The sequence below is a fragment of the Citromicrobium bathyomarinum genome (genome assembly GCA_001306305.2).
Classification (GTDB): Bacteria; Pseudomonadota; Alphaproteobacteria; order Sphingomonadales; family Sphingomonadaceae; genus Alteriqipengyuania; species Alteriqipengyuania bathyomarina.
Map to the genome: position 1 here is coordinate 612,079 of CP155577.1, position 26,635 is coordinate 638,713.

The 26,635-nt window shown below is 65.7% G+C and carries 28 protein-coding genes; 16 read left to right on the plus strand and 12 right to left on the minus strand.

Annotated features, from left to right (window positions below; genetic code table 11):
* The first annotated feature begins 71 nt into the window (after window positions 1–71).
* From pdxH to VO57_003120, 3 genes are read left to right on the plus strand one after another with little or no spacing between them, the layout of a single operon-like run.
* Window positions 72–692, plus strand: coding sequence for a pyridoxamine 5'-phosphate oxidase (gene pdxH, locus VO57_003110; GenBank protein XBL70344.1), 621 nt, complete (start codon window positions 72–74; stop codon window positions 690–692).
* A complete protein-coding gene (locus VO57_003115) occupies window positions 689–1,636 on the plus strand; it encodes a cation diffusion facilitator family transporter (protein XBL70345.1) in 948 nt (315 codons plus the stop codon). The genes pdxH and VO57_003115 overlap by 4 nt, the downstream gene beginning before the upstream one ends.
* A complete protein-coding gene (locus VO57_003120; GenBank protein ID XBL70346.1) occupies window positions 1,633–2,457 on the plus strand; it encodes a PhzF family phenazine biosynthesis protein in 825 nt (274 codons plus the stop codon). The genes VO57_003115 and VO57_003120 overlap by 4 nt, the downstream gene beginning before the upstream one ends.
* Window positions 2,458–2,489: 32 nt before the next feature.
* On the opposite strand, the gene VO57_003125 is transcribed toward VO57_003120, so the two are convergent.
* Window positions 2,490–3,635, minus strand: a complete 1,146-nt coding sequence (locus tag VO57_003125; protein ID XBL70347.1) for a serine hydrolase — start codon at window positions 3,633–3,635, stop codon at window positions 2,490–2,492.
* A gap of 29 nt (window positions 3,636–3,664) precedes the next feature.
* Here VO57_003125 and VO57_003130 point away from each other — a divergent pair, with 29 nt between their 5' ends.
* Entirely contained in the window at window positions 3,665–4,045 is a 381-nt protein-coding gene (locus VO57_003130) for a hypothetical protein (protein XBL70348.1), read from the plus strand.
* Window positions 4,046–4,061: 16 nt separating this feature from the next.
* On the opposite strand, the gene mnmA is transcribed toward VO57_003130, so the two are convergent.
* Window positions 4,062–5,216: a tRNA 2-thiouridine(34) synthase MnmA gene (gene mnmA, locus VO57_003135; protein XBL70349.1), complete on the minus strand. Its 1,155-nt coding sequence runs from the start codon at window positions 5,214–5,216 to the stop codon at window positions 4,062–4,064.
* A 438-nt stretch (window positions 5,217–5,654) separates the two neighbouring features.
* On the opposite strand from mnmA, the gene VO57_003140 reads away from it, so the two are divergent.
* The 4 genes from VO57_003140 to VO57_003155 all read left to right on the plus strand — a co-directional run bounded on the left by VO57_003140 (window position 5,655) and on the right by VO57_003155 (window position 11,254).
* On the plus strand, window positions 5,655–5,954 hold the full coding sequence (locus VO57_003140) for a DUF1153 domain-containing protein (protein ID XBL70350.1): 300 nt from the start codon (window positions 5,655–5,657) through the stop codon (window positions 5,952–5,954).
* Between the two features lie 122 nt (window positions 5,955–6,076).
* Window positions 6,077–6,346, plus strand: a complete 270-nt coding sequence (locus tag VO57_003145; GenBank protein ID XBL70351.1) for a GlsB/YeaQ/YmgE family stress response membrane protein — start codon at window positions 6,077–6,079, stop codon at window positions 6,344–6,346.
* 280 nt (window positions 6,347–6,626) lie between these two features.
* Window positions 6,627–7,775, plus strand: a complete 1,149-nt coding sequence (locus VO57_003150) for an efflux RND transporter periplasmic adaptor subunit (protein XBL70352.1) — start codon at window positions 6,627–6,629, stop codon at window positions 7,773–7,775.
* A 5-nt stretch (window positions 7,776–7,780) separates the two neighbouring features.
* Window positions 7,781–11,254: an efflux RND transporter permease subunit gene (locus VO57_003155; GenBank protein XBL70353.1), complete on the plus strand. Its 3,474-nt coding sequence runs from the start codon at window positions 7,781–7,783 to the stop codon at window positions 11,252–11,254.
* Window positions 11,255–11,276: 22 nt separating this feature from the next.
* Here the strand turns inward: VO57_003155 and VO57_003160 are convergent, their stop codons facing one another.
* Window positions 11,277–11,435 (minus strand): hypothetical protein, encoded by a 159-nt coding sequence (locus VO57_003160; GenBank protein ID XBL70354.1) that lies wholly within the window; start codon window positions 11,433–11,435, stop codon window positions 11,277–11,279.
* 59 nt (window positions 11,436–11,494) lie between these two features.
* On the opposite strand from VO57_003160, the gene VO57_003165 reads away from it, so the two are divergent.
* Window positions 11,495–12,754 (plus strand): DUF445 domain-containing protein, encoded by a 1,260-nt coding sequence (locus VO57_003165; GenBank protein ID XBL70355.1) that lies wholly within the window; start codon window positions 11,495–11,497, stop codon window positions 12,752–12,754.
* 80 nt (window positions 12,755–12,834) lie between these two features.
* Here VO57_003165 and VO57_003170 read toward each other — a convergent pair whose 3' ends face one another.
* Both VO57_003170 and VO57_003175 read right to left on the minus strand, forming a co-directional pair.
* Window positions 12,835–13,764, minus strand: coding sequence for an electron transfer flavoprotein subunit alpha/FixB family protein (locus VO57_003170; GenBank protein XBL70356.1), 930 nt, complete (start codon window positions 13,762–13,764; stop codon window positions 12,835–12,837).
* Between the two features lie 40 nt (window positions 13,765–13,804).
* Entirely contained in the window at window positions 13,805–14,551 is a 747-nt protein-coding gene (locus VO57_003175; GenBank protein XBL70357.1) for an electron transfer flavoprotein subunit beta/FixA family protein, read from the minus strand.
* A gap of 241 nt (window positions 14,552–14,792) precedes the next feature.
* On the opposite strand from VO57_003175, the gene VO57_003180 reads away from it, so the two are divergent.
* Window positions 14,793–15,416, plus strand: a complete 624-nt coding sequence (locus tag VO57_003180) for an exopolysaccharide biosynthesis protein (protein XBL70358.1) — start codon at window positions 14,793–14,795, stop codon at window positions 15,414–15,416.
* Between the two features lie 98 nt (window positions 15,417–15,514).
* On the opposite strand, the gene sucC is transcribed toward VO57_003180, so the two are convergent.
* A complete protein-coding gene (gene sucC, locus VO57_003185) occupies window positions 15,515–16,714 on the minus strand; it encodes an ADP-forming succinate--CoA ligase subunit beta (protein ID XBL70359.1) in 1,200 nt (399 codons plus the stop codon).
* 115 nt (window positions 16,715–16,829) lie between these two features.
* On the opposite strand from sucC, the gene VO57_003190 reads away from it, so the two are divergent.
* On the plus strand, window positions 16,830–17,624 hold the full coding sequence (locus VO57_003190) for a 3'(2'),5'-bisphosphate nucleotidase CysQ (protein ID XBL70360.1): 795 nt from the start codon (window positions 16,830–16,832) through the stop codon (window positions 17,622–17,624).
* Between the two features lie 72 nt (window positions 17,625–17,696).
* On the opposite strand, the gene VO57_003195 is transcribed toward VO57_003190, so the two are convergent.
* Window positions 17,697–18,389: an OmpA family protein gene (locus VO57_003195; GenBank protein ID XBL70361.1), complete on the minus strand. Its 693-nt coding sequence runs from the start codon at window positions 18,387–18,389 to the stop codon at window positions 17,697–17,699.
* 180 nt (window positions 18,390–18,569) lie between these two features.
* On the opposite strand from VO57_003195, the gene VO57_003200 reads away from it, so the two are divergent.
* The 3 genes from VO57_003200 to VO57_003210 are packed head-to-tail and all read left to right on the plus strand — an operon-like array spanning window position 18,570 to window position 21,668.
* Window positions 18,570–19,904, plus strand: coding sequence for a hemolysin family protein (locus tag VO57_003200; protein ID XBL70362.1), 1,335 nt, complete (start codon window positions 18,570–18,572; stop codon window positions 19,902–19,904).
* Between the two features lie 47 nt (window positions 19,905–19,951).
* On the plus strand, window positions 19,952–20,809 hold the full coding sequence (locus VO57_003205; protein XBL70363.1) for a diacylglycerol kinase family protein: 858 nt from the start codon (window positions 19,952–19,954) through the stop codon (window positions 20,807–20,809).
* Between the two features lie 4 nt (window positions 20,810–20,813).
* Window positions 20,814–21,668: a metallophosphoesterase gene (locus VO57_003210; GenBank protein ID XBL70364.1), complete on the plus strand. Its 855-nt coding sequence runs from the start codon at window positions 20,814–20,816 to the stop codon at window positions 21,666–21,668.
* 87 nt (window positions 21,669–21,755) lie between these two features.
* Here VO57_003210 and rpsI read toward each other — a convergent pair whose 3' ends face one another.
* The 5 genes from rpsI to VO57_003235 all read right to left on the minus strand — a co-directional run bounded on the left by rpsI (window position 21,756) and on the right by VO57_003235 (window position 25,043).
* The gene (gene rpsI, locus VO57_003215; GenBank protein XBL70365.1) at window positions 21,756–22,304 is read right to left on the minus strand and encodes a 30S ribosomal protein S9; all 549 of its coding nucleotides are present in this window, start codon (window positions 22,302–22,304) and stop codon (window positions 21,756–21,758) included.
* Window positions 22,304–22,783: a 50S ribosomal protein L13 gene (gene rplM, locus VO57_003220; GenBank protein XBL70366.1), complete on the minus strand. Its 480-nt coding sequence runs from the start codon at window positions 22,781–22,783 to the stop codon at window positions 22,304–22,306. Before rplM ends, rpsI begins: the two co-directional genes overlap by 1 nt.
* Before the next feature lie 144 nt (window positions 22,784–22,927).
* Entirely contained in the window at window positions 22,928–23,647 is a 720-nt protein-coding gene (locus VO57_003225; GenBank protein XBL70367.1) for a hypothetical protein, read from the minus strand.
* A 5-nt stretch (window positions 23,648–23,652) separates the two neighbouring features.
* Window positions 23,653–23,964, minus strand: coding sequence for a divalent-cation tolerance protein CutA (gene cutA, locus VO57_003230; GenBank protein XBL70368.1), 312 nt, complete (start codon window positions 23,962–23,964; stop codon window positions 23,653–23,655).
* Window positions 23,961–25,043, minus strand: a complete 1,083-nt coding sequence (locus VO57_003235; protein ID XBL70369.1) for a COX15/CtaA family protein — start codon at window positions 25,041–25,043, stop codon at window positions 23,961–23,963. The genes cutA and VO57_003235 overlap by 4 nt, the downstream gene beginning before the upstream one ends.
* A gap of 114 nt (window positions 25,044–25,157) precedes the next feature.
* Here VO57_003235 and VO57_003240 point away from each other — a divergent pair, with 114 nt between their 5' ends.
* Both VO57_003240 and thiS read left to right on the plus strand, forming a co-directional pair.
* Window positions 25,158–25,565: a MerC domain-containing protein gene (locus tag VO57_003240; protein ID XBL70370.1), complete on the plus strand. Its 408-nt coding sequence runs from the start codon at window positions 25,158–25,160 to the stop codon at window positions 25,563–25,565.
* Window positions 25,566–25,584: 19 nt separating this feature from the next.
* Entirely contained in the window at window positions 25,585–26,577 is a 993-nt protein-coding gene (thiS, locus tag VO57_003245; protein ID XBL70371.1) for a sulfur carrier protein ThiS, read from the plus strand.
* The last annotated feature ends 58 nt before the right edge of the window (window positions 26,578–26,635 follow it).

The window sequence follows — 26,635 nt, forward strand, 5'->3', positions numbered from 1 at the left end:
GTTTACCAAGCACTCCTTACCAAATGAATGCGCCAATTGCGGCTCTGCACGGGCGGGGCTAGGGACCGGGCATGAGCGACACCCCCCATACGCCCGCCACCAGCAGCGCGCTGCCCACGGATGGCCCGCTGGCGCTGTTCGACCAGTGGTATGCCGAAGCGCGCGCGAGCGAGCCGAACGATTCGAACGCAATGGCACTGGCAACCGCCACGCCGGAGGGTCGCCCGTCGGTGCGGATGGTGCTGCTGAAGGACTTCGGCGAGGGCGAGTTCACCTTCTACACAAACGCGCAGAGCCGCAAGGGCGAGGAAATCCGCGCCAATGCGCATGCCGCGCTGCTGTTCCACTGGAAGAGCCTGCGCCGCCAGATCCGCATCGAAGGCCCGCTCACCCAGGTAAGCGACGCGACCGCCGACGAGTATTTCCACTCGCGCTCGCGCCCGGCGCAGCTTGGCGCGGTCGCCTCCGACCAGTCGCGCCCGCTCACGGATCGCGAGGCCTTTGTCGCGCGCTACCACGAAGCCGAAGCACGCTTTGCGGGCGGCGAAGTGGAGCGGCCCGCGCACTGGACCGGGTTCACCCTGCACGCCGAGCGGATCGAATTCTGGCTCGACCGCGACAACCGCCTGCACGATCGCCGCGTGTTCCTGCGCGAGGGCGACGGCTGGACGAGCACGCTGCTGTTCCCATGAGGAGCGGGTCGGCCAGCGAGAGGGCAAACCTCGGCCGCGCCGCCGCCATCGCATCGATTTCGACCGCGCTGCTGCTGGTCGCGCTCAAGCTATGGGCGGTGTGGCAGACCAGTTCGGTGTCGCTGCTCGGCAGCCTGGCGGACAGCGCGCTCGATCTGGTGGCGAGCCTTGTCACCCTGCTTGGCGTCATCGTCGCTGCGCGCCCGGCGAGTTCCACCCACCGTTTCGGGCACGGCAAGGCGGAGGCGCTGGCAGCGATCTTTCAGGTGATGCTGATCGCGGTGTCCGCCGCAGGCATCGCCATGCGATCCGGGCAGGCGCTGGTCGAAGGCGAGCGGGTGGTCGCCGCGCAGGAAGGGATCGTGGTCAGCGTGATCGCGATCCTTGCAACCTTCGCGCTGCTTGCCTTTCAGCGTTACGTTCTCGCGCGGACGGGCTCGCTCGCGATCCATGCCGATCATGTGCATTACCAGTCGGACCTGCTGCTCAATCTCGCGGTGATCGCGGCGCTGGTGCTCGATCGCTATATCGGCGTGGCCTGGGCGGATCCGTTGTTCGGCCTCGCGATCGCCGCGTGGCTGCTGTGGGGCGCATGGCGCGCAGGCTCGGAAGCGGTCGATCATCTGATGGATCGCGAATGGCCGGAGGAAAAGCGCCGCCGCTTCGTCGAGGTCGCAGCGCACCATCCGGAACTCGCCCGCCTGCACGATCTGCGCACGCGCACCAGCGGCGGAATCGATTTTGTTCAATTTCATGTGGACCTCCCCGGCGACTACACCGTTGAGAAGGCTCACGATATCATCGACCGGGTCGAACAGGAGCTGGGCCTCGAATTTCCAGAGGCCGAGCTGCTGATCCACATCGACCCTGCCGGTCATGTCGATGAGCCCGGAAACACGCTCGTCGAGCAAGACGAGTTCGCCAAGCTGGAGAGCAAACCATGACCACGCTGCCTTACTGGCACGTCGACGCCTTCGCCAACCGGCCCTTCGCCGGCAACCAGGCGGCGGTGATGCCGCTCGCCTCGTGGTTGTCGGATGCGACGCTGCAGGCGATCGCAGAGGAGAACAATTTCGCGGAAACCGCCTTCGTGGTGCGCGATACCAGCGGCGGGGCCGACTGGGAGCTGCGCTGGTTCACCCCGACCAGCGAGGTCGCGCTGTGCGGCCATGCCACGCTGGCCGCGGGGCACGTGCTGCTGGACCCGGCCAACCGCTTCGGAAACGAAAGCGGCGACAGCGATTCTGTCACCTTCCGCACCCGCAAGGCGGGCCTGCTCGAAGTGCGGCGGGTCGAATCGGGTTATGAGCTCGCGCTGCCGATCACCAAGGTGGAGGAGGGCGAGTATCCCTCTCTGCTCAATGCACTGCACGTCTCCGCGCCGTTGTTCGAATCGGTCAGTGGGGCGGAACAGACCACCATCGTGCTGCTCGAGAACGAAGCGGAGGTCCGCGCGCTGGAGCCGGACATGCGTGCGCTCGCCAAGATCGACCGGATGGTCATCTGCACCGCGCCGGGCGACGAGACAGACATCGTCAGCCGCGTGTTCGTGCCCGCTTGGGGCGTGGCGGAAGACAGCGTGACCGGATCGGCCCACGCCGCGCTGGCCCCGTTCTGGGCCGAGCGGCTGGGGCGCGACACGATGAGCGCTTTCCAGGCCTCCGCCCGGGGCGGGCATCTGCATTGCCGGATGGATGGCGAGCGGGTGTGGCTCGGCGGACCATGCGTCACCGTGGTCGAGGGTAATTTCCACCTGCCCGAATAGGGCGTGTGGGCGGGGCCGCGCCCTCCCCTGCGTTACGGAGTGGGGTAGAGTTCCACCAGATCGTTGATCTGGCGCAGCAGCGCGCGACGCTCTTCCGCGTCCGAATGGCCCAGCCGCACGATCGTCAGCTTCTGCTTGGGCGAGACCACGATGTACTGGCCCATGTGGCCGATCGCGGCGAAGATGCCTTGCGGGTTGTCGATCGGATAAAGCTGGTTCTGCGGATCGGAGGCTTGCGTGTTAAGCCAGATCTGCCCGCCATAGAACGGCGCGGGCAGACTGGGTTCGAGCATGAAGTCGATCCACTGGCGCGGGACCAGCTGGGTCCCGCGATAGCTGCCGTGATTGCGCAGGAATTCGCCGAAGCGCGCCCAGTCGCGCAAGGTGCCGTGGATCGCGCTGCCGCCGATCAGCGTGCCCGCCGCGTCGTACTCGGGCACCATCGAGGTCATGCCCAGCGGGCCGAACAGGCGAGTGCGCAGGTAGGTGTCGACCGCCTTGCGCCGTTCCTCCGGGTCCTGGCTGTCCCTGGTCAGCACGTCGGCGGCGATATCGGCGAGGATCACGGTGGTGTTGCTCGAATATTCGAACTTCTCGCCCGGCTCGGCCTCCAGCGGCTGTTCCTCGGCGAACTTCGCCATATCGTCGCGCTGGTCGAGGAACAGCATGCGCACTTCGCTCGATTCGTAGGGCACCTCGCCGCCCTCTGTATGGTCGAGGCCGGAGCGCATCTGGAGGAGGTCGCGCAAAGTGATCTCGGCGCGCGCATCGCCGGGGCGCTGCCACTCGGGCACCGGCGCGGGCGCATCCAACTCCAGCGCACCATCGGCGACCAGCATGCCGATCATCACTGCGGTCACCGTCTTGGCCATCGACCAGCTGATGAAGCGGGTGTCTGCATCATAGCCGTCGGCATAGCGTTCGCCGACGATCTCGCCTGCGTGCATCATCAGCGCGGCGCGGGTTTCGCCAAGGCCCTGCTCATCCTCGAACAGGTCGCCGAATTCCATCGCCAGCCGCTCCCGCCCGACGCCGGGATTGTCTCCGATCACCGACAGTTCGGCCTCGGTTGCGCCCGGATCGGTCTCCGCGCCCCCACCGCACGCAGCGAGGCACAGAGCGAGGGGGAGGGTGAGGCAGACAGGGCTTGCAAGCGCACGGACGCGGGGCGAGAACATGCGCAGCAATTCGCACGAGAGAAGCCCGCTTGGCAACGACAGATACCCATTCCGCTTACACCGCCAGCCGCCAGGGCGCCCGCCGCCGCCTGTGGCCGCGCATCCTGCTGGTCGCGCTGCTGGTGCTGGCGAGCATTGCCGCGATCGCGTTCTTCGCCAATCGCACGGCGATCAACGGTTATGCCGTGACCGGCGCGGCCTACGCGGCGCGGGTCGGCTGCTCGTGCCGCTATATCGGTGGCCGCCCGAGCGGTGATTGCGCGAAAGACAAGGTCGCCGGGATGGAGCTGGTCCGCCTGTCCGACGATCCGGCGACGAAGAGCGTTACCGCCACGTTCCCGCTGCTCGCCAGCCAGACCGCGACGTATCGCGAAGGCTATGGCTGCGTGCTGGAGAAGTGGGACGACTAGCGCGGGTTGGCGCGTGTCAGGCCGCGGGCCGGGTGCTGTCGATCCAGCCGCCGCCGACTGCCCGGTCGCCCGCATAGATCACCGCCGCCTGCCCCGGGGCGACGCCGTATTCGGGCGTCTCGAAGGTGATCGTGACGGGTGATCCCTCGCCCAGCGAGCCTTCCAGCGTGACCGGTACCGGCTTGGCGAGCGAGCGGACCTTCGCCGTCAGCGGCAGGTCGGGCAGCGGGCCGATCCGGTTGGTGTCGACCAGCTGCGCGCTCGCGGTGGCAAGCATGGCCTTGGGCCCCACGCGCACTTCCGCGGAGTTCGCATCGAGTTCGACCACGTAAAGCGGCTCGGGCTGGCCGCCGATTTCCAGCCCGCGACGCTGGCCGACGGTGAAGTGGACCACGCCTGCATGCTCGCCCAGCGTCTCGCCGGTGCGCGCGTGGACGATGGCGCCGGGGGTCGCGCCCTCTGGCCGCAACTTCTTGACGATGCCGGCATAATTGCCGTCGGGCACGAAGCAGATGTCCTGGCTGTCGGGCTTGGCCGCGTTGCGCAGGCCCGCTTCCTCGGCGAGCGCGCGGACCTGCGACTTGGGCATTCCGCCCAGCGGGAAGCGCAGGAAATCGAGCTGCGGCTGGGTGGTCGCGAACAGGAAATAGCTCTGGTCGCGCCCCGCGTCTTCGGCCCGGTGTAGTTCCGATCCGCCCGCACCCATGACCCGGCGCACATAGTGCCCGGTGGCGAGGCAATCGGCATCCAGTTCGCGCGCCATGGTCAGCAGATCGGTGAACTTGGGGCCCATGTTGCAGCGGATGCAGGGCACCGGCGTGCGTCCGGCGAGGTAATCGTCGGCAAACTGCTCGACCACCGATTCGCGAAACGCGCTCTCATGGTCGAAGACGTAATGCGCGATCCCCAGCCGGTCCGCCACGGCGCGCGCGTCGGCGATATCGTCGCCCGCGCAGCAGGCACCCTTGCGCCCCGTCGCGGCACCATAATCGTAGAGCTGCAGGGTGATGCCGACCACGTCGGCGCCCGTCTTCGCCGCCAGCGCGGCGACAACCGAACTGTCGACCCCGCCCGACATCGCGACCACGATCCGGCACTCGGAGGCCGGGCGCGGCAGATCGAACAGGTTCGCGGCCTGATCGGCGTTGGAGAGGAAGGTGGTGTCGGTCATGGGGATACTCGCAAGCCCCGCATATAGACCCGCGGGCCCAAGAGACAAGAAAAGCGCCGTTTGCGGGCACCCGTCACGTTAACCCAGGCCCGCGCCAAGCGACTGACTTATGGCGGCATTTACCCTCTCTTGACCATATTTGGGTTAGGCAGGGTGCATGTTCGAGGGAGCAGACAAGATCGCCGCGGCCAAGCCAGCGGCAGACGAGCACGGCCTCAGGCGAGTCGGGTGGTCCGAACTGGCCGCCGCGATCAGCCTTTCGCGTGCCCTGCGTACGCAGGACCCGGGCCTCCTTTCGCAGTCCGGCCCGTCCTTCGACCGAACCGAAGCAAAAGACGAACGCGGCGTTAACCTTGTGTCTTTAGCGCGCCGCAAAGCGAGCAGGGGTAGGGCTTCTTCCAGCGCCAACCCGTCCCCCGAGCGCCATCGAGAGAATCCATGATCGAGAACCAGAAAATCAAGCCCGACCAGGTTATCGGCCCGCTGGGCGAGCCGCTGACGCTGGCCGATCTGCCCAGCCCCAAGACCAAGCGCTGGGTCGTTCGCCGCAAGGCGGAGGTCGTCGCCGCAGTCAATGGCGGCCTGCTGACCATCGACGAAGTGCTGGAACGCTACGGCCTGACGCTGGAGGAGTTCGCCTCCTGGCAGCGCGCGGTCGACCGCTCGGGCATGCAGGGCCTGCGCGTCACCCGAATCCAGCACTATCGCGATCTTTACGAACGCCAGTTGAAATACTGATTTCGCCACGTTCCCGGCGGCCCGACAGGCGACAATTCGTCGCCCGTCGGGAACCTCCTGTCCCTCGCTCCCGTTGCTGACCCGTGACCCGAACGGGGTAGAATAAAAACAGGAGCTGGGACATGTTGAGTTGGATTATCGCGATTATCATCGGCGGTGTGGCGGGCTGGATTGCCTCCATGATCATGGGCCGCGATGCCTCGATGGGCATCTTCTGGAACATCATCGTCGGCCTTATCGGCTCGCTGATCGGTAACTGGGTCGGCAACGCCTTCTTCGGCGTGGGTGGCCCGATCGGCGAATTCAGCCTGACCGGCTTCATCGTCGCCATCGTCGGTGCCGTGATCCTTCTCGCGATCGCCAATCTGGTACAGCGCGGGCGCGTTCGCTAAGCTCGGCACGTCATAGAGACACCGGAAAAGGCGGTGCGGCCAGCAGGTCGCACCGCCTTTTTGCTGTGCGCTGCGCGGCCCCGAACACAGCTCTCGTTCGTCAGGCTTGCTAGGCAGTTGGTAGAGGAGCCGATTGCCGGTTGCGAATAGCGGCCCTAAGGCAAGTCCGGATCGATAAATCGCCCCCGACCTGCGTCGGAGAGGCGAAGCAACCGCCAGTGCGAACGGACCGAACATGAATTATCAGCCGACGGTCGGACACGACGAGAATGAGGGCAGGATGAGCAACCCCTACACGACCACTCCAGACAGTGAATCGAAGGGTGGGCGGACACGCATTGTCATCATCCTGGCGGTCGTCGTGGTCGCGCTGCTTATTGGCGGCTGGTTCTACCTCAGCTCGACCAACGAGGCCCCGGCCCCGGTCGATGCGGGCTCCCAGGCGGCCGACATCACGGTCATGAAGCCGGGCAGGGGCGCGATCGAGGGCACCATCACCGCGACCGGCACCATCGCCGCGCGGCGTTCGCTCCCCGTCGGCGTGGTCGGCGAAGGCGGCCGGGTCGTTTCGGTCAACGTCGAACAGGGCCAGTGGGTCAATGCCGGGCAGGTGCTCGCTTCGATCGACCGCTCTGTCCAGAACCAGCAGGCGCGCGCACAGGCCGCGCAAATCCAAGTCGCCCGGGCCGACGCCGAGCTGGCCCAGAGCAATCTCGACCGTGCGCTCCAGCTGGTCGAGCGCGGGTTCGTCTCGCAAGCCGATGTCGACCGTCTGACCGCGACGCGCGATGCAGCCCGTGCACGGGTTGCGGTGGCACAGGCCCAGCTGGGCGAGCTGCGTGAGCGCAACGCGCGGCTCAACATCGTCGCGCCCGCATCGGGTCTTATCCTGGAACGCAATATCGAGCCCGGGCAAACGGTGGGCGGTGGCACGCCATCGGTCTTCGTGATTGCCCAAGGTGGCCAGATGGAACTGCGCGCGCAGGTTGGCGAAAACGAGCTGCAGAAGCTGTCTGTCGGGATCCCGGCAGAGGTCTCTCCGGTCGGATCGAACGAGACCTATACCGGCCAGATCTGGCAGATCGAGCCGACCGTCGACGCGCAGAGCCGCCAGGGAGTCGCCCGGATCGCACTGAAGTACGCACCCGGTTTGCGGCCCGGCGGCTTTGCAACCGCAACCATTCGCAGCGGCACCACGGTTGCTCCGCTGCTGCCCGAAAGCGCGGTCCTTGCCGATGACGAGGGCAGCTATGTCTACATCGTCGGCCCGGACAACACCGTCGTCCGCCGCGCGATCGAGACCGGCATGGTTACCTCGCGCGGGGTCGCGATCACCGGTGGTCTGTCGGGCGACGAGCAGGTCGTGCTGCGCGCAGGCGGCTTCCTCAATCCGGGCGAGCGGGTGAACCCGGTCGCGCAGAAGGACTGAGCACGATGAACTTCCGCAACATCTCCGCCTGGTCGATCCGCAACCCGGTCATTCCGCTGGTCTTCTTTACTGCGCTATTGCTGGCGGGTCTGCTCAGCTTCAGCCGGATGGACGTGGTCAACAACCCGGAGATCGAATTCCCTGCGGTCAACGTCAATATCTCGCAGCCCGGCGCGGCGCCGACGGAGATCGAGAACCAGATAACCCAACTGGTCGAATCCGCGGTCCGCTCGATCAACGGCGTGAAAAACATCAATTCGACCGCGTCGGAAGGCAATTCCAGCACCTTCATCGAATTCGAGATCGGCACCGATCCGAATGATGCGGTGTCCGAAGTGACCAACGCGATCAATACGGTTCGCGGCTCGCTGCCCGACGGAATCCTCGAACCACGCGTTTCGAAGGAAGAGATTTCCGGAGGTTTCCTGGGGATCTACGCGGTCGAAGCCGACGACATGACGCTGGAGCAGCTCAGCTGGTTCATCGACGATGTGGTGGCCAAGCGCTTGCTCGGCGTGGAAGGCATGGCCGAGGTCAATCGCTTCGCGGGGGTCGATCGCGAAATCGAGGTGATCCTCGATCCCCAAGCCATCCAGTCCTACGGAGTCACCGCCAGCCAGTTGAACGGTGTGCTGCGGCAGAACAACCTCAATGCCGCAGGCGGTGCAGCCGAGGTTGGTGGCACGCGCCAGTCTGTGCGCGTGCTGGGCAATAGTCAGGACGCCTATGCCCTTTCGCAGCAGCAGATCCAGCTGGGCGACGGGCGCACGATCAAGCTCGCCGATGTTGCGACCGTGCGCGACGGCTATTCCGAGCAGACCTCGATCAGCAAGGTCCGCGACAAGGAAGTCGTCAACTTCGCCATGTCGCGTGCCAAGGGCGCGTCCGATGTTTCGACCTTCCATGACGCGCTTGAGGAAATCGAGAAGATCGAGGCGGAAAACCCGGGCGTCCACTTCATCCAGCTGTTCAACACGGTGAAGTATACCGAGGAACAGTACGAGAGCTCGATGGCGATGATGATCGAGGGCGCTTTGCTCGCGGTCGTGGTGGTGTTTTTCTTCCTGCGCGACTGGCGCGCGACGTTCATTTCCGCGGTTGCTATCCCGCTCTCGGCGATCCCGACCTTCTGGTTCATGGATCTGCTCGGGTTCAACCTGAACTCATTATCTTTGCTGGCGCTCGCGCTGGTGGCAGGCGTGCTGGTCGACGATGCGATCGTGGAGATCGAGAACATCGTCAGACACATGCGAATGGGCAAGGACGCCTACGAGGCGTCGATCGATGCGGCGGATGAGATCGGTCTGCCGGTGGTCGCGACCAGCTTCTGCATCGTCGCGGTCTTCCTGCCTGTCGGCCTGATGCCGGGCATTTCCGGACAGTTCTTCAAGAACTTCGGGATCACCGTGGTGGTTGCGGTGCTGATGTCGCTGGCGGTCGCCCGCATGATCACGCCTATGCTCGCGGCCTACTTCCTCAAGTCCAAGGGCCATGCCAGCCATGGTGAGGGCCCGATGATGGACCGCTACATGGGCATCCTCCACTGGACGCTCGAACGTGGCAAGATGCTCCGTCGTCGTGAAGGCATCGAACCCCCGAAAAAGCGGTTTGCCTACCTGCCGGCGCTGCTGGTGACGGCGCTGGTGCTGATTGCGGTGACCGCCGTGGCCTTCTTCGGCGTGAACGGCGCGCTGAGCGGGCTGGGTCTTGCCGAGAAGGTGGGTGGCGCGGTCGCCTCTTCACCCGAGTCCGTGGCGGGCACATTCTATAACCGGATCGTTGGGATCGTGCAGATGGCGCTGGCCGCCGCGATCGCCTTCGCCGCCGGCTGGATCGTGCTCAAGCTGCTCGGCTTGCTGAGCTCGGTGTTCGGCCCGCGCGCCCGCGAAGTGTGGCGCTATCTCGAGGCGCGCTTCTACGACCATCGCGTGTGGATGCTGATGATCGGCTATTTCGCGCTGCTGCTGACCGTGCAGCTGTTCATGAGTGTGCCTGGCCAGTTCCAGCCGAATGTCGACAGCGACAACAGCCAGGTCCAGATCGAAATGGTCCCCGGTACGACGCTGGAAGATACCGAGGCAGTCGCAGACCGGGTCGCCACGCTACTGTACGAACAGCCCGAGGTGGAGCGTGCGCTGGAGCGGGTGCGGATGGGCAGTGCGACGATCTACATCACCTTGTCGCCCGATCGTGAACGGACCTCGATCCAGTTCGAGCGGCAGCTCGCGCCTCTGCTTGCCACCATTCCCGACGCCCGCGTGCGCTTCCAGTCGCAGCAGGGCGGCGGCGGCGGGAGCGGCCGTGACATCACCGTGATGCTCGCCGGATCGAATCCCGAAGTGTTGCAGGAAACGGCATCGCAGCTGGTCGAGCAGATGAAGGGGCTGAAAACCATTGTCGCCCCGCGCATCAACGCCGACCTTTCCCGGCCCGAGCTGATCATCGCGCCCCGGCCCGATCTGGCCGCCGATCTCGGCGTCTCGACGATCGCGCTGAGTCAGACCATCCGGATCGCAACGCTGGGCGAGATCGAGCAGAACGCGGCGAAGTTCTCGCTGTCGGATCGCCAGATTCCGATCCGCGTGAAACTGCCCGAAGCCTCGCGCGAGAGCCTGACCACGATCGAGAACCTGCCAGTGCCGACCCTTCGCGGGGGGACCGTTCCGCTGAGCCGGGTCGCAGATATCCGGTTCGGTTCGGGGCCGACCGCGATCCAGCGCTATAACCAGAGCCGCCGCATCCTGGTCGGTGCCGACCTCGCCGAGGGCGTCGTGACGGGCGAGGCGCGCGCGCAGATCGAGCAGTTGCCGGTGCTGCAGGATTTGCCTGCCGGCGTGACGCGTGACGCCGTGGGCGAGGAAGAAATCCAGAACGAGCTGATGACGAACTTTGCGATCGCGGTTCCGACCGGTGTGTTGCTGGTCTTCGCGGTGCTGGTGCTGCTCTACAAGCGTCTGATGAGCCCGCTGGTCAACATGACCAGCCTTGCGCTCGCGCCGCTGGGCGGCATCTTTTTGGTCTGGCTGGTCGGACAGCCGCAGTCGATGCCCGTCTATATCGGCGTGCTGCTGTTGTTAGGGATCGTGTCAAAGAACTCGATCCTGCTGATCGACTTCGCGATCGAGGCGATGGCCCATGGTCAGGACAAGATGGATGCCATCATCGATGCGGGGCACAAGCGCGCCCAGCCGATCGTCATGACGACCTTTGCGATGACCGCCGGGATGATCCCCACTGCGCTTTCGGGCGTGCTCGGATCGGGCGATGGGGCATGGCGCGCGCCAATGGGCACCATGGTGATCGGCGGGCTGGTGGTTTCCACGCTGCTGACCCTGCTCATCGTGCCGGCTGGTTTCAGCCTTGCCGACGGGTTCGAAAAGCGGGTCGGCCCCGCCTTGCGCAAGATGCTCTCGATCAACGCCGCCTCGAAGGAAGGAGCCGCACTCACCCCCGGTGTCGCGGCCCCATCCTCCGATTAAGCAAGCTGCTTGTATGGAGCGATCAGTGGCACAAGAAGATCTGTGCGACCCATTCGCTGTAGGTCCGGGCTTCGCGGGTGCAGATATCCGGCACGTCCTGCTGCGCCATCGCAAGAGTCGGGGTCGTCACAGCGCCGAGTACGAGAGCGCAAGCCAGGCTTTTCTTGATGATTTTCGACATCCGGTGTTTCCTTATACCAGCACGGAGATAGGTTCGTCTCCGCGTCGATGTATAAGCGAATGAGAGACAACCGGCTGATTGTAGGATCGTCTTTGGACCAAACCCGGCAGATCCGCCGCACCGCCACCGGCCTGCTTCTCGCCATGGCGGGCGTGTTCGTGGTGGCGGAGGTCAACCTCGATATACATCCGTTCTGGGGCTACCTGCACGCCTTTGCCGAAGCGGCTATGGTTGGCGGGCTGGCCGACTGGTTCGCGGTGACCGCGCTGTTCCGCCATCCGCTGGGCGTACCGATCCCCCACACCGCGATCATTCCGCGCAAGAAAGACCGGATTGCAGACACCATGGCGCAGTTCCTTCGCGCCAACTTCCTCACCCCCTCGGTCGTCGCGCGGCGGATGCGGCGGACGAATGTAGCGGCGAACGCGGGCGAGTTCCTGGTCAACCGTGAAGGTGGAGAACGCTCGCGCTTCATGGGCGGCGGCGCGGAGCTGGCGGCAGAGGTGCTCGAATCGCTCGACCCCGAGCGGCTGGGCCTGCGGGTGCGCGCGGGGCTCGCCAGCCAGTTGTCCAGAATTGAGCTCGCTCCGCTGCTTGGCAACCTGCTCGAAAACCTGATCGCCGATGGCCGCCATCGTCCGCTGCTCGACGGGCTGATCCGCTGGGCCGGGCTGACGCTGGAGGACAACGAGGAGGCGGTGCGTGAGATCATCCGCAGCCGCGCCAACTCGGTGCTGCGCTGGACCGGGCTCGACAGCCGTATCTCCAGCTCCGTCCTCGACGGAGTGTACCGCCTGCTGGCCGAAGTGCTGGTCGACCCAGAGCACCCGATGCGCGGCAAGATCGACGCGGCTCTGATCAAACTCGCGACACAGCTCAAGACCGATCCGGAGATGCAGGCCAAGGTCGAGGCGGTGAAAATGGACCTGCTGGAAAACCCGGCGCTGGCGGACTGGTGGATGGGCGTGTGGGAACGGATGCGGCGTTCGCTGATTGCCCGCGCGCGCGACCCCAACAGCGGACTGGGCAACGACCTGCGCGAGGCTCTGCGCGAGCTGGGCAAGGCCCTGCAGGACGATCCGCGCCTCCAGCGGCAGATCAACCGCTTCGCGCGACGTACTGCGGTAGGGATGACGTCACGCTATGGCGCGCAGATCGTCGCGCTGGTGTCCGACACCGTGAAGCGGTGGGACGCCGGCACAGTGACCGACCGGATCGAGAGCGCGGTGGGCCGCGACCTGCAGTTCATCCGCATCAACGGCACGCTGGTGGGCGGGCTGGTCGGCGTGACGCTGCACGCGATCACGCAGGCGTTCTGAACCGCAGCATCGCCGGGGCGCGCAAAAAAAGCCCCGCCACGAGGGCGGGGCTCTCCTGTAACCTTAAAGGCGTTGAGCCCTCAGAGCTTTTCGGTCAGTTCCGGCACCGCTTTGAACAGGTCCGCGACCAGGCCGATGTCCGCGACCTGGAAGATCGGGGCGTCCTCGTCCTTGTTGATTGCGATGATGGTCTTGGAATCCTTCATCCCGGCAAGGTGCTGGATCGCGCCCGAGATGCCGATCGCGAAATAGGCTTCCGGCGCGACGATCTTGCCGGTCTGGCCGACCTGGTAGTCGTTCGGGACATAACCCGCATCGACCGCCGCACGACTCGCGCCGATCGCGGCGCCCAGCTTGTCGGCCAGCGGCGTGATGTATTCCTCGAACGTCTCCGCGTCCTTCAGCGCGCGGCCGCCCGACACGACCACGCTTGCGCTGGTCAGTTCGGGGCGTTCGCTCTTGGCGAGTTCGCGGCTGACGAATTCGGAGGTGCCGGCATCGCCGGTGGTCTCGACCGTCTCGACAGTGCCGCTGCCGCCTTCGGCTTCGGCCTTGTCGAACGCAGTGCCACGCACGGTCAGGACCAGCTTGTCTTCGGTGCTTTCGACCGTGGCGATCGCGTTGCCCGCGTAGATCGGGCGGGTGAAGGTCTTGTCGCCTTCGACGCTCATCACTTCGGAAATCTGCATCACGTCGAGCAGCGCGGCGACGCGCGGGGCAATGTTCTTGCCGGTGGTGGTGGCAGGCGCGACGAAGGCGTCGTGATCGGCCATCAGCTTGGCGGCGAGCGGCGCGATATTCTCCGCCAGCATATCCTTGTAGGCGGCGTCGTCCGCAAGGTGGACCTTGCCCACGCCGGCGATCTTCGCGGCGGCATCGGCCACGCCCGCGCAGTCTGCGCCAGCGACCAGCAGGTGCACTTCGCCGAGCTTGGACGCGGCGGTGACGGAAGCCAGCGTCGCGTCCTTCACTTCTGTGTTGTCGTGTTCGACCAGAACCAGAGTTTTCATGTTCTTACCTCAATATCTCTAAGCGGGCGCAGGCCCTCAATCAGGCGATCCCGAGCGCCTTGACCTTGGCGACCAGCGCATCGACATCCTCGACCTTTTCGCCAGCCTGACGGACCGGCGGCTCGGAGACCTTGAGCGTCTTGAGGCGCGGCGCGGTGTCGACGCCGAAATCGGCCGGGCTCTTGGTGTCGAGCGGCTTCTTCTTGGCCTTCATGATGTTGGGCAGCGAGGCATAGCGCGGCTCGTTCAGGCGAAGGTCGGTGGTGACGATCGCGGGCAGGGTCAGCTTGACCGTTTCGAGGCCGCCATCGATCTCGCGCTTCACGGTGATCGAATCGCCTTCGAGCGTGATCGTGTTGGCGAAGGTGCCCTGCGGCCGGTCGAGCAGTGCGGCGAGCATCTGGCCCGTCTGGTTGCTGTCGTCCGAGATCGACTGCTTGCCCAGCAGTACGAGGCCGGGCTGTTCTTCCTCGACGATCGCCTTGAGGATCTTGGCGACGGCGAGCGGCTCCAGATCTTCATCGGATTCGACAAGGATTGCACGGTCCGCGCCCATGGCGAGCGCGGTACGCAGCGTTTCCTGCGCCTTTGCCGGGCCGACCGAGACCGCGACGATCTCTTCGGCATTGCCCGCTTCCTTGATCCGGATCGCTTCTTCGACCGCGATCTCGTCGAACGGGTTCATGCTCATCTTGACGTTGGCGAGGTCGACTCCGGAGCCGTCCGCCTTGACGCGGGGCTTCACGTTGTAATCGATCACCCGCTTGACGGGCACGAGTATTTTCATCGGTTGTCCTTTCGCGTGGATGGCACGGCGAGGGCTCGCCGGGCCGCGGAATGCTATATTTGTTCCAATGGCTGCGGGCGGTGTTGCGTTCCGGAAACAGCGCCGTCAAGGGCGCGTTCGGTGCGCCGCGAGAGCGTAGCGTCAGGTATGCCGCCCCCGCGCCTCCCCCGCCGAGGGCAGGCGGCCGCGAATCATCTGGCAGCAGGGCGGAACCGTCGCACTGCAGGGGGTTTGGACTATCATGGCGGATACCCCGAAGAACGTGTGCGGCATTCTCGATCGGCTGACCGATATCGGCGATCAGAATGACCGGGCGACCATTGGCGACATCGTCGAATCCTTCGGCAGCCGGTCCTACGGCCCGGTTCTGCTGGTGCCCGCGCTCATCGGCATATCGCCTATAGGCGGGATCCCCGGTGTGCCCACCTTTCTCGCCGTCACGCTTTTACTGATCGCGGTCCAGCTGGTGTTCGGCAAGCAGCACCTGTGGCTGCCCGGCTTCCTCAAGAACCGCTCGGTGGAGGGCGAGAAGCTCGCCAACGCGGCGGAGGATATGGAGAAGGTCGGCGCATGGCTGGACAAGATCTTCCACGGACGGCTGGAGATCTTCACCGGGCCGACCGCGGCGCGCATCGCCGCAGCGGTGATCGCGCTGCTGTGCCTGGCCGTGCCCCCGCTCGAACTGCTGCCCTTCGCCGTCGTCCTGCCGATGGCGGTGATCGCGGCATTCGGCATCGCGCTGACCGTGCGTGACGGGCTGCTGATGCTGATCGCCTTTCTGGGCAGCGGCGCGGCGTTCTACGTCGTCGTGAGTAAGGTGCTGCTCGGGGGAGGCGGCGGCGCGGCTAGCGGCGGGATGTTCTAGGCTCGCACCCGGCCATGGACCGCAATGACAAACGGGGCGCGAAAGTCTCCTCTCGCGCCCCGCTTTGCTGATCGGCCCACCGAATGATGGGTCCGGGCTTACTTGGCCTTGTTGACCTCGGCCACGATCTTCTTGGCGGCATCGCCCAGATCGTCTGCGGGCACGATCGCGAGGCCGGAATTGGCGAGGATTTCCTTGCCCTTTTCGACGTTCGTGCCTTCGAGGCGAACCACCAGCGGAACCTGGATGTTCACTTCCTTGGCCGCCGCGACGATGCCGTCGGCGATCACGTCGCACTTCATGATCCCGCCGAAGATGTTGACCAGGATGCCTTCGACAGCCGGGTCCTTCAGGATCAGCTTGAACGCCGCGGTCACCTTCTCCTTGTTGGCACCGCCGCCAACGTCGAGGAAGTTGGCCGGGAACGCGCCGTTGAGCTTGATGATGTCCATCGTCGCCATGGCGAGGCCGGCGCCGTTGACCATGCAGCCGATATTGCCGTCGAGCTTGATGTAGGCGAGGTCGTATTCGCTCGCTTCCACCTCGGCTTCGTCTTCCTCGGTGACGTCGCGCAGCTTTTCGACTTCCTTCTGGCGATACATCGCGTTCGAATCGAAGCTCATCTTGGTGTCGAGCACCAGCAGGTTGCCGTCTTCAGTTTCGACCAGCGGATTGATCTCCAGCATCGCGCAGTCATAGGCGAGGAAGGCTTCGTAGAGCTGCTTGGAGAGCTTCTGCGCCTGCTTGTTGAGATCGCCTTCCAGCTTCAGCGCGAAGGCCACCGCGCGGCCGTGGTGCGGCATGAAGCCCTGCGCCGGGTCGATGGTGATGGTGGTGATCCGCTCGGGCGTTTCGTGCGCGACGGTTTCGATGTCCATCCCGCCTTCGGTCGAGGCAACGATGGCGACTTCGCCGCTTGCCCGGTCGACCAGCAGCGCGAGGTAGTATTCCTTCGCGATGTCGACGCCATCGGTGACGTAGAGGCGGTTCACTTCCTTGCCCGCATCGCCGGTCTGCACGGTGACCAGCGTGTTGCCGAGCATTTCGCGCGCGGCCTCTTCGACCTCTTCGATCGACTTGGCGAGGCGCACGCCGCCCTTCGCGTCAGGGCCCAGTTCCTTGAACTTGCCCTTGCCGCGACCACCGGCATGGATCTGCGCCTTCACGACATAAAGCGGGCCGGGCAGCTGCTTGGCGCCCGCGACGGCTTCTTCGACGTTCATCGCAGGGATGCCCTTGGGGATGGCGATTCCGTGCTCGGCAAGCAGTTCCTTGGCCTGATACTCGTGAATGTTCATGGGGCGGTGCGTCCTTCGTGGCTGACAGCGTGATATAGGTATTCGTGGGGCGCCTAAGCATGGATGCGCCCGCTTGAAAAGGGCGAGAACCGGACGCACATGCCAAGTGCCAGTTATGATCGACTATCCCCGCCTTGAAGCCATCCTGCGCGAAGCGGGACGAATCGCCATGAATCGCTGGCCCGGAGCCGGAAACAGCGTGGAGGTGTGGGACAAGGGCACCAATGATCCGGTGTGCGAAGCCGATCTGGAGGTCGACACCTTCCTGAAGCGAGAACTGGGGGCCCTGCTGCCCAGCGCGGGCTGGCTATCCGAAGAGAGCGCCGAGAATGCCGAGCGGCTGGACGACCGGCTGGTGTGGGTGGTCGACCCGATCGATGGCACCCGCGACTTCATCCGCGGGCGCAGCGGCTGGGCGGTATCGGTCGCGCTGGTATCCTCGGGCAGATCGCTGATCGCGGCGCTCGAAGCGCCCGCGCGCGAGGAAAGCTGGCGGGCCACGGCAGGACGCGGCGCGACCCTCAACGGAGAGGCGCTCGCCACGTCGCGGCGCGAACAGCTGGATGGTGCGCGCATTCCCGCCAATGATCTGGCCAAAGACGATCGTGGCTTCACGAAGGTCGAGCAGCCCAACGGCATCGCCCTGCGCGCCGCGATGGTCGCCGCGGGCCAGGCGGACCTGCTGGCCACCATGCGCTGGGGCTACGAGTGGGATATTGCCGCCGCGACCCTGATCGCGCGCGAGGCAGGCGCTTCGGTGAGCGATATTTTCGGCCAGCCACTCGGCTACAACAAGCGCGATCCGCGCAGTTTCGGGCTGCTGGTATGCGCGCCCACGCTGCGCGAGCCGGCGATCGAGCATTTCGGCCAGCGGGCGCGCGAACTGCTCGCCCAGAGCAAGGCCCGATAGCGCGAGCGACAGAAAAGGGCCGACGCATCGCTGCGCCGGCCCTCCTGATATTCGATGCCGTAGCGGCGGAAGTTAGCGGCGCGCGGCGGCCACTTCTTCCTGACTGATCGGAACGATCTTGATCTCGACCCGGCGGTTGAGCGGCTCGTTCACGTTGTCGCCGGTGCGAACGCGCAGGTACTGCGGGTCTTCACCATAGCCGCGGGTCGCGATGCGGGCGCGCGAGACACCCTGCGAGACGAGGTAATTGGCGACCGCTTGGGCGCGCTGTTCGGACAGCTGCTGGTTGTAGCTCGGGCTGCCGGTGGTGTCGGTGAAGCCGTACACGTCGATCAGCGAGTTGGGGTAGCGGATCATGCTCTGCGCCACGGTGTCGAGCGTGCGCTGGAAGCTCGGGTTGATGTTCGCCGAGTTGGTAGCGAAGGTCACGCCGTCGGGCAGGCGCACGAGAATCGCGTCCTGATCGCCGATTTCCTCGACATCGACGCCGCTGCCGGCGGTCTGCTCGTCAAGCTCGCGGATCTGGTCGTCGAACTGGTCGCCCAGCACTGCGCCGGCGGAACCGCCGATGCCGGCACCGATGATGCGGGCCGCGCCGCCGCCGATGATGTCGCCGAGCAGGTAGCCCAGCGTACCGCCGACTGCCGCGCCGATCGCGGTGCGCGAAACCTTCTGCTCACCTGTGTTGGGGTCGGTAACGCAGGCGGAGGTGCTCACCAGCGCCGCAATGGCTACCGACGAGAGAATAAGACGGGGGGTTTTCATGAACTTGGTATCCCTTTGTGGTTTTTTATGCGCGCCCCCTCGGGCGCAAGTGCGGGCTTCGCGTCCCACCCACGCTAGCCGGTTCGTCAACGCCGCCCGCTTCCCGCTTGTTCCCGGCGGCCTGCACAAGCCGGTTCACGGCTGGCGCGGCGCAAGATTTGTGCTAGCGCGGCAGACACCGTGACACCTTTCCCCTGGACAGACCTGATCATCATTGCCGGATTGATCGTGCTCAACGGCGTCTTCGCGATGTCGGAGCTGGCGATCGTTTCGGCCAAGCACACCCGCCTGCAGGCCAAGGCGGAGGGCGGCAGCGTTGCCGCGGCAACCGCACTGGAGCTGGCGGGCGATCCGGGCAAGTTCCTCTCCACCGTGCAGATCGGGATCACCTTGGTCGGGATCATTGCCGGCGCTTACTCGGGCGCGAGCCTGGGCGGCCCGGTGGGCGAACGAATCGGCGATCCGCTGGGGCTGTCGGCCGACCGCGCGGAGCAGGTCGGCTTCATTCTGGTGATCGTGCTGACCACCTATGCCAGCCTGGTGATCGGCGAACTGGTGCCCAAGCAGCTCGCCCTGCGCTCGGCCGACCGGATCGCGATGGTCATGGCGCAGCCGATGAAATGGCTCGCGACGATTGCCGCGCCGGTGGTGTGGGTGCTCGATTTCTCCTCCGCCACCATCGTCCGCCTGTTCGGCGTGCGTCCGGGTGGGCAGAACAGCGTCACCGCCGAAGAACTGCAGATGCTGTTTGCCGAAGCGACCCGCAGCGGAGTGCTGGAGGCTGACCAGAGCGCCATCCTGAAAGGCGTGGTGAGGCTGGCCGATCGCCCTGTGCGCGAAGTGATGACTCCGCGCACCGAGCTCGACTGGATCGATGCCGATGCCGACCGGGCCGAGATCGAGGCGACCATCGGCGACACGCCGCACTCGCTGCTGCCGGTGGCGGAAGGCTCTGCCGACAAGGTTGTCGGCGTGGTCAAGGTGCGCGAAGTGCTTGCCGCGATGCTGACCGGGCAGCCGTTCAAGCTGACCGACCTGGCCAAGCGGGTGGAGGTGGTGCCCGACCAGCTCGACGCGATGGATGCGCTGCGCGTGCTTCAGCAGGCCGAAGTGGCGATGGCCATGGTCCACGACGAATACGGGCATCTCGACGGGATCGTGACCCCGATCGACCTGCTCACCGCGATCGTCGGCCAGTTCGAAAGCGACAAGGATCAGGGCGAGATACCCGAGGTGATCGAGCGCGCGGATGGATCGCTGCTGATCTCCGGCAGTCTCGATGCGGAATCGCTCGGCGACCGGCTGGCGCTGGATTACGGCGAGGATCGCGAATTCGCCACCGCCGCCGGATTTGCGCTCTCCGTGCTCAAGCATCTGCCCGAGGAGGGCGAGGTCTTCACCCACCAGGGCTGGCAGTTCGAAGTGGTCGACATGGACGGGCGCAAGATCGACAAGCTGCTGGTGCAGCAGAACGACTCGCCCGGTTCGGTTGCGACGGCCGATCTTGCCCAGTGACAGCCGGGGGTGACGGAACGGGCCCGCTCACGGGGCATTCGACCATCATGAGTATATCCCGCGATATCTGGTTGATTACGAACGAAGGCAGCGGATCGGTGCGCGAAGAGCTGCTCGCCGATCTGCACCAGGCGTGCGAGCGATCCAGCCTGTGCATCGCCGAGCGTACGACCTTCCCTTCCGAAGAGATTCCTTCGGTTGCGCAACTCGACCAGCGCGGTATCGACACCGTCGTCGCTTTGGGCGGTGACGGCACGATCAATGCGGTGGTCGCGCAGCTCGCGGGATGGGGTGGGGCGGTCCTGCCGCTGCCGGGCGGTACGCAGAATCTTCTGCCCAAGCGGGTCCATGGAGAGGCCGGGGTCCACGAGGTAATCGAGGCGTTCTCCACCGGAAAGGCGCGCCGGGTCCGGCCGCAGATCATCCGCTCGTCAAAGGGCATCGCGCTGGCCGGGCTGCTGGTCGGCCCCGGGACCAGCTGGAACGAGGTGCGCGAGGCGCTGCGCGCGGCCGATGCCGGTGGGATGCTGGCGGCGGCGGGTGCCGCGATTCAGAACACAGCCGGCCAGCCGCCCGTGCTGATCCGGCAGCCCGATACGGGCGCGCCCGAAGGCTACCCGATTCTGGAGCTGATGCCGCATGCGGGAGGCATCGATATTGCCGCGTACCACGCGCGGACCGGGGCTGATTTCGTCGCCCAGACCTGGGCGCTGTTGCGGCAGGAATTTCGCGAGGGACCGCACGATACCTTCGGCCCGTTTCAGGAGGTAACGCTCGCCAGCACTGGGGCTCAGCCGCTCGACCTGCTGCTTGACGGCGAGCCTGCCCATGGCGATGCGACCGAGACATTCGCGCTCGAGAAAAGCCCCGTCGATCTGATCGCGACACTGGCGCAAGAGGACTGACCCGATGGCCGACACGCTGCTGTTTCACGTCAGCGACATTCACTTCGGGCTCGAAAACAACGAGGCGCTCGACTGGTTCGCTGCCGAGGTCGCGCGGCTGAGGCCCGATGCGGTCGCGATAACCGGCGACCTGACGATGCGTGCGCGCCACCACGAATTTCGCGCGGCGGAAGAGTGGATCGGGACCCTGCAGGCCCCCGCCACGCTCGATGTCGGCAATCACGACATGCCCTATTTCAACCTGATCGAGCGGTTTGTAACGCCCTACAAGCGGTTCGGGCGGCTTACGGAGATTGTCGAGCGGGAGATCGACCTGCCGGGGATCGCGCTGGTGCCGCTAAAAACCGCGGTCCGCGCGCAGCCCCGCTTCAACTGGTCCAAGGGGTGGGTCACGGGCCGCGCGCTGGAGGACTGCCTCGCGCGGATCGACGCACTGCCCGCTGGCACCCGCGCGCTGGTGACCGTGCATCACCCTTTGCGCGAAGTCGGTACGCAAGGCACCGCGATGACCCGCGGCGGCTCGAATGCGCTGGCTGAACTGGCGAAGCGCAATGTGCTCGGCGTGCTGTCCGGGCATGTCCACGACGCGTTCGAGATCATGGAGGACACGCCCCATGGCCCGGTCCGCATGATCGGCGCGGGCACGCTGTCGCAGCGCCTGCGCTCCACCCCGCCGAGCTTCAACGAACTGCGCTGGGATGGCGAGACGCTGCGGGTGCATATCCGCAATCTCGAGAACATCGAGGACGAGGCGATGAAGATCGACGACGTCCCCGAGGACGCGCATCCGCCGCGCGAAGAGGGCGAACCGGTCGCGCCCGTCGGCGCTGTTCCGCGCACCGATCCGCCGGTGAGTTGATCCGCGCACGCGAAAAACCAGTTTCCCAAACAAAAAGGGCGGCGCCTCGCGGCACCGCCCCTCCTGGTGATCCGTTGTTCTTGTAGCTTAGCGCTTCGAGAACTGGAAGCTACGACGTGCCTTGGCACGGCCGTACTTCTTACGCTCGACCACGCGGCTGTCGCGGGTCAGGAAGCCTGCCGCCTTGACCGTGCCGCGCAGCGCGGGCTCGTACTTGGACAGAGCCTGTGCGATGCCGTGCTTCACCGCACCGGCCTGGCCCGACAGGCCGCCGCCGCGAACGGTGGCGATCACGTCGTACTGGCCTTCGCGATCGGTGATCGCGAACGGCTGGTTGATCACGAGGCGCAGAGTCGGACGTGCGAAATAGGTTTCCTGCTCCTTGCCGTTGATCGTGATCGTGCCCTTGCCCGGCTTGATCCACACGCGGGCGACCGCGTCCTTGCGGCGACCGGTGGCGTAGGCGCGGCCATGCTGGTCCAGCTCCTGCTCGCGCAGCGGCGCGGTGCTTTCGGCAACCACGGCGGCGTCGGCAGCAGGCGCATCACCCGCGATGTTCGCGAGATCGGCGAGATCGCGCACGCTCTCGGCCTTTTCGGACCCTTGCGATTCGTTCTGGTTCTTGTCGTCGGCCATTATGCGAGAGCCTTGTTCTTGCGGTTCATCGAAGCAACGTCGAGCACCTCGGGCTTCTGCCCGTCATGCGGATGCTCGGTGCCGGCATACAGGTGCAGCGCCTTCATCTGCTGGCGACCAAGCGGCCCGCGCGGAATCATCCGCTCGACAGCCTTTTCCACCACGCGCTCGGGGAACTTGCCCTCGAGGATCTTGGCGGGCGTGGTTTCCTTGATGCCGCCGGCATAGCCGGTGTGCTTGTAATACTTCTTGTTGCCCATCTTGCGGCCGGTGAACTTCACCTTGTCCGCATTGAGGATGATCACGTGATCACCGCAATCGACGTGCGGGGTGTAGCTCGGCTTGTGCTTGCCGCGCAGGATGTTCGCAACGATCGAGGCGAGGCGGCCAACAACCAGGCCTTCCGCGTCGATTACATACCAGTTCTTTTCGACCTCGGCCGGCTTGATCGACCGGGTCATCTTGCTGAGCGCCTTCATGGCTATCGTGTCCCTCGAGAATTAGGGGGGTCTCGCCGGAGGATGAAACGCGTGTTTCGCCGATTCGCCCAGCCGGTCGTGGAGCGCGCTAATGCGTCCAAAGGCCTCCCAAGTCAAGCAATCTCGGGGGTTAGAGAAGAGGTATTATGATACCGTGTCGTATAGCCGCCAAGTTTCGGCGGCGCTGCGCGAACTCTCGCCAACCGTTGTAATCGCTTCGCGCACGAAGCTTTCGAGCAGCCCGGATGCCGGGGCTGCCAGCGCCATTTCGCGCAGTTCGACCCGGCCCTGCCCGCCATCCGCCAGGGCGATCTCGCGGGTCGCCGTCCTGTCCCGGGGGGCTGGAAAGAGGAGGTCAGGTGGCAGGTGCGAAAGCCAGCCCATCTGCCGCTGCGAAAGCTGGGTGACGAATTGCCGCACGTTCAGGTCCACGGCGGGTGCGGACGAATGGCCCGCCACATAGTCTGCCGCAGCCTCGATTACCGTGTCGGGGAGAGGATCGAGCGCGCGATCGCCGGGCAGATCCACGATCGTCCCGCTGGCCGAGAGCCGCAGGGGCAGCAGGCTGGCTGCGCGCTGCTCCTCCAGCCGGGCGAGTGCGGCGAGCGCTGGCGGCGCCTCGACCACGCTCGTCACCTGCTCCCCGGTCACTTCAACACCGCCGCGAGCCGCCGCATCGAACCGGATCAGCCAGCCGCGATTGACGATGATTGCCTTGCCGTCGAACAGGTCGCGCCGCAGCACGCGCTCCAGCCGGAATTCGCCCTGAGGAACGGCGCGCGCGGCGAGCAGCGAAGCGGGGTGGAGGGCAAGCGGCGCAAACCCGACCAGACCAAGCCCCGTCAGAAAGCCGCGCCGCTCCATCTTGGCTAACCGCCCAGCGCCGCCAGCCAGGCCGTCGTGGCCTTGCCAGCGCTGTCCGCGCGCCAACCGAGAATGGCGGGCGCTTCATATTGGTGCAGCGTTTCCAGACGCGCGACGGCATCGTCCAGCCGCTCGGCATTGGTCTTGAACAGGATCGCGATCTCCTCGCCCTCGCCGCGCTCGCCATCCCATTCGAACAGCGACTTGATCCGGCCGATCACATTGGCACAGGCAATCAGCCGCTCGTCCAGCAGTTGCGAGGCGACCGCGCGGGCGTCCTCTCGAGTGGCGAACACGGTGTATATCAGCGCGCTCACGCGGCGAGCCCCTCCATCCTGCTGGTCCGTTGGCCCAGCGAGTGGGCCGAGGCGGCAGTGGCGGCGACCAGAAGGGCACCGGTCACCTGGTGGGCGACCGCGACCCAGATCGACACTCCCGTGACGACCGTGACGATCCCCAGCAGAACCTGCGTGCAGACGATCACCAGCAGAGCCTTGCCCGCGATCCCCTCCCGCCGGGAGGCTTGCAGGCCGAGCCAGACAAGCGCCGCGAAGGCGATCCACGCGAACCAGCGGTGGAGGAAGTGCAGCAGGAAGGGATCATGCGTGAAGGCCCAGAACGCGCCCTGCGCCCAATTCGCCTCGGGCAGGAAGCGACCCTGCATCAGCGGCCAGGTATTCGACGCCAGCCCCGCGTTAAGCCCCGCGACCCACGCACCCAGCACGATCTGGATAAACAGAACCACGCCCGCCAGCGCGGCGAACGGGGGCAGCCGCGCCGGTCGTGCGCGCGGATCGCGCTTTAGCGTGCGCAGGTCGAGCGCGGTCCACACCAGCCCCGCCAGCGTAATCAGCGCGGTGCCGAGGTGGATCGAAAGCCAGAAATGGCTCACGTCGGTCATCTCGCCGCCGAGGCCGGAACGGACCATCAGCCAGCCGAACACGCCCTGCAGGCCGCCCAGCGCGAGCAGCGCGAGCAGCCGAGGCTTGTAGCCCCGCGGAATCCATCCGCGCACCCAGGCGAAGATCAGGGGTAGCGCAAACACCATTCCGATCAGTCGCCCGAGCAGACGGTGGAACCATTCCCAGAAGAAAATCCCTTTGAAGTCGGATAGCGTCATGCCCGCAGGCCCCGCCTCAAGCCGATATTCCGGGGTCGCCTGATATCTCGCGAACTCCGCCTGCCATGCCTGTTCGCTGAGCGGCGGCAGCACGCCTGTGACCGGGTCCCACTGGGTGATCGAAAGGCCGGATTCGGTCAGCCGGGTAATGCCGCCAACCGCCACGATCGTAACCACCAGCACGGCCACCACAATCAGCCACCACGCGAGCCATCCGGGGCGGGCGGTGTCGATCATGCGCGGGGTGTCGGGGCGGCGGGATAACAGGCTTGCCATGGCGCCTGAATGCGTGCCCGCGCGCCCAGTTGCAAGCACGCAAACCTGCGTCAGGGCTGAATTTTCGCCCCGGTTATCTTGCAAAATAAAACAACGTCACATACTTGGCTGGCAATGGACATCCGCAGTCTCTCGAATCGTGTCCGTCTCGATGCGATGGGTATCGCCCTGTCCGCGCTGTGCGTGGTGCACTGCGTGCTGACCATCGTGGTGATTTCCTCGCTGGGCCTCGCGGGTGGCTGGCTGCTCGCGCCCGAACTGCACTGGTGGGGCCTTGCCGCCGCGACGATCATCGCCGGCGTCGCGATCGGTATCGGCGCGGTGCGGCACAAGCGGCGGATGCCCTTCGTGATCGCGATGACCGGGCTCACCTTCATGGGCGGTGCGCTGGCTGCGCCGCACGGGGTGGAAGAAGCCGCGCTGACGATCATCGGCGTGGCGCTGGTTTCGCTTGGCCACGTGCTCAACCTGCGCAGTTCGAGCGACCACAGGCACGGCATTGTCTTGCGCGAACGGCGCTGAGGCCCCAAGTCGCCCGGCCATGAGCGACACCAGATCCATCCAGCTGAACGGCGAGAGCCGCACCACCACCGCCCCCGACATCGCCGCGCTAGTGCGCGAACTCGGCCTTGCACCCGAAAAGGTCGCGGTCGAGCATAATGGCGAGATCGCACCGCGATCGCAGCTGGCCGAGATCGCGCTGACCGATGGCGATTCGCTGGAGATCGTGCACTTCGTGGGCGGAGGCGACCATGCGGCGCACGACGATGACACGTGGAGTGTCGCCGGGCGCACCTTCCGCTCTCGCCTGATCGTGGGCACCGGCAAGTACAAGGACTTCGCGCAGAACGCCGCTGCGCTGGAGGCGAGCGGGGCGGAGATCGTCACCGTCGCGGTGCGGCGCGTGAACGTGTCCGACCCCAATCAGCCGATGCTGACCGATTTCATCGACCCGAAGAAGGTCACATACCTGCCCAACACCGCGGGCTGCTTCACTGCCGACGAGGCGGTGCGCACGCTGCGTCTCGCCCGCGAGGCGGGCGGCTGGGATCTGGTCAAGCTGGAGGTGCTGGGCGAGGCGAAGACGCTCTACCCCGACATGCGCGAGACCCTGCGCGCGACCGAGACGCTGGCCAAGGAAGGCTTCCACCCGATGGTTTATTGCGCGGACGATCCCATCGCCGCCAAGCAGCTAGAGGAAGCGGGCGCGGTCGCGATCATGCCGCTGGGCGCGCCGATCGGCAGTGGCCTGGGCATCCAGAACCGCGTGACCATACGCCTGATCGTCGAAGGTGCGAGTGTGCCGGTGCTGGTCGATGCCGGTGTCGGCACCGCGTCGGATGCGGCGGTCGGCATGGAGCTGGGCTGCGACGGGATCCTGATGAACACCGCGATCGCCGAGGCTAAAGACCCGATTCGCATGGCCCGGGCGATGCGCCGGGCGGTGCAGGCCGGGCGCGACGCCTACCTCTCCGGACGCATGGCGACGCGTAAATATGCGGACCCCTCCAGCCCGCTCGCAGGGCTTATCTGACGCCGCTGAGGAAAGACCGGATATCAAGCTTAGCGGTTTGTTTACCAAGATCGCGGAA

Bases quoted from the DNA above. Each gene is read 5' to 3' on its own strand.
- mnmA (XBL70349.1), bottom strand. From the start codon at position 5,216: ATGACCGACACCACCTTCCTCTCCAACGCCGATCAGGCCGCGAACCTG.
- rplM (XBL70366.1), bottom strand. From the start codon at position 22,783: ATGAAGGCGCTCAGCAAGATGACCCGGTCGATCAAGCCGGCCGAGGTC.
- VO57_003125 (XBL70347.1), bottom strand. From the start codon at position 3,635: ATGTTCTCGCCCCGCGTCCGTGCGCTTGCAAGCCCTGTCTGCCTCACC.
- VO57_003120 (XBL70346.1), top strand. From the start codon at position 1,633: ATGACCACGCTGCCTTACTGGCACGTCGACGCCTTCGCCAACCGGCCC.
- sucC (XBL70359.1), bottom strand. From the start codon at position 16,714: ATGAACATTCACGAGTATCAGGCCAAGGAACTGCTTGCCGAGCACGGA.
- VO57_003180 (XBL70358.1), top strand. From the start codon at position 14,793: ATGGCGGATACCCCGAAGAACGTGTGCGGCATTCTCGATCGGCTGACC.
- VO57_003175 (XBL70357.1), bottom strand. From the start codon at position 14,551: ATGAAAATACTCGTGCCCGTCAAGCGGGTGATCGATTACAACGTGAAG.
- VO57_003145 (XBL70351.1), top strand. From the start codon at position 6,077: ATGTTGAGTTGGATTATCGCGATTATCATCGGCGGTGTGGCGGGCTGG.
- VO57_003210 (XBL70364.1), top strand. From the start codon at position 20,814: ATGGCCGACACGCTGCTGTTTCACGTCAGCGACATTCACTTCGGGCTC.
- VO57_003155 (XBL70353.1), top strand. From the start codon at position 7,781: ATGAACTTCCGCAACATCTCCGCCTGGTCGATCCGCAACCCGGTCATT.
- VO57_003140 (XBL70350.1), top strand. From the start codon at position 5,655: ATGATCGAGAACCAGAAAATCAAGCCCGACCAGGTTATCGGCCCGCTG.
- VO57_003150 (XBL70352.1), top strand. From the start codon at position 6,627: ATGAGCAACCCCTACACGACCACTCCAGACAGTGAATCGAAGGGTGGG.
- rpsI (XBL70365.1), bottom strand. From the start codon at position 22,304: ATGGCCGACGACAAGAACCAGAACGAATCGCAAGGGTCCGAAAAGGCC.
- VO57_003160 (XBL70354.1), bottom strand. From the start codon at position 11,435: ATGTCGAAAATCATCAAGAAAAGCCTGGCTTGCGCTCTCGTACTCGGC.
- VO57_003165 (XBL70355.1), top strand. From the start codon at position 11,495: ATGAGAGACAACCGGCTGATTGTAGGATCGTCTTTGGACCAAACCCGG.
- VO57_003205 (XBL70363.1), top strand. From the start codon at position 19,952: ATGAGTATATCCCGCGATATCTGGTTGATTACGAACGAAGGCAGCGGA.
- VO57_003235 (XBL70369.1), bottom strand. From the start codon at position 25,043: ATGGCAAGCCTGTTATCCCGCCGCCCCGACACCCCGCGCATGATCGAC.
- VO57_003170 (XBL70356.1), bottom strand. From the start codon at position 13,764: ATGAAAACTCTGGTTCTGGTCGAACACGACAACACAGAAGTGAAGGAC.
- thiS (XBL70371.1), top strand. From the start codon at position 25,585: ATGAGCGACACCAGATCCATCCAGCTGAACGGCGAGAGCCGCACCACC.
- VO57_003225 (XBL70367.1), bottom strand. From the start codon at position 23,647: ATGGAGCGGCGCGGCTTTCTGACGGGGCTTGGTCTGGTCGGGTTTGCG.
- VO57_003190 (XBL70360.1), top strand. From the start codon at position 16,830: ATGATCGACTATCCCCGCCTTGAAGCCATCCTGCGCGAAGCGGGACGA.
- VO57_003195 (XBL70361.1), bottom strand. From the start codon at position 18,389: ATGAAAACCCCCCGTCTTATTCTCTCGTCGGTAGCCATTGCGGCGCTG.
- VO57_003240 (XBL70370.1), top strand. From the start codon at position 25,158: ATGGACATCCGCAGTCTCTCGAATCGTGTCCGTCTCGATGCGATGGGT.
- VO57_003115 (XBL70345.1), top strand. From the start codon at position 689: ATGAGGAGCGGGTCGGCCAGCGAGAGGGCAAACCTCGGCCGCGCCGCC.
- pdxH (XBL70344.1), top strand. From the start codon at position 72: ATGAGCGACACCCCCCATACGCCCGCCACCAGCAGCGCGCTGCCCACG.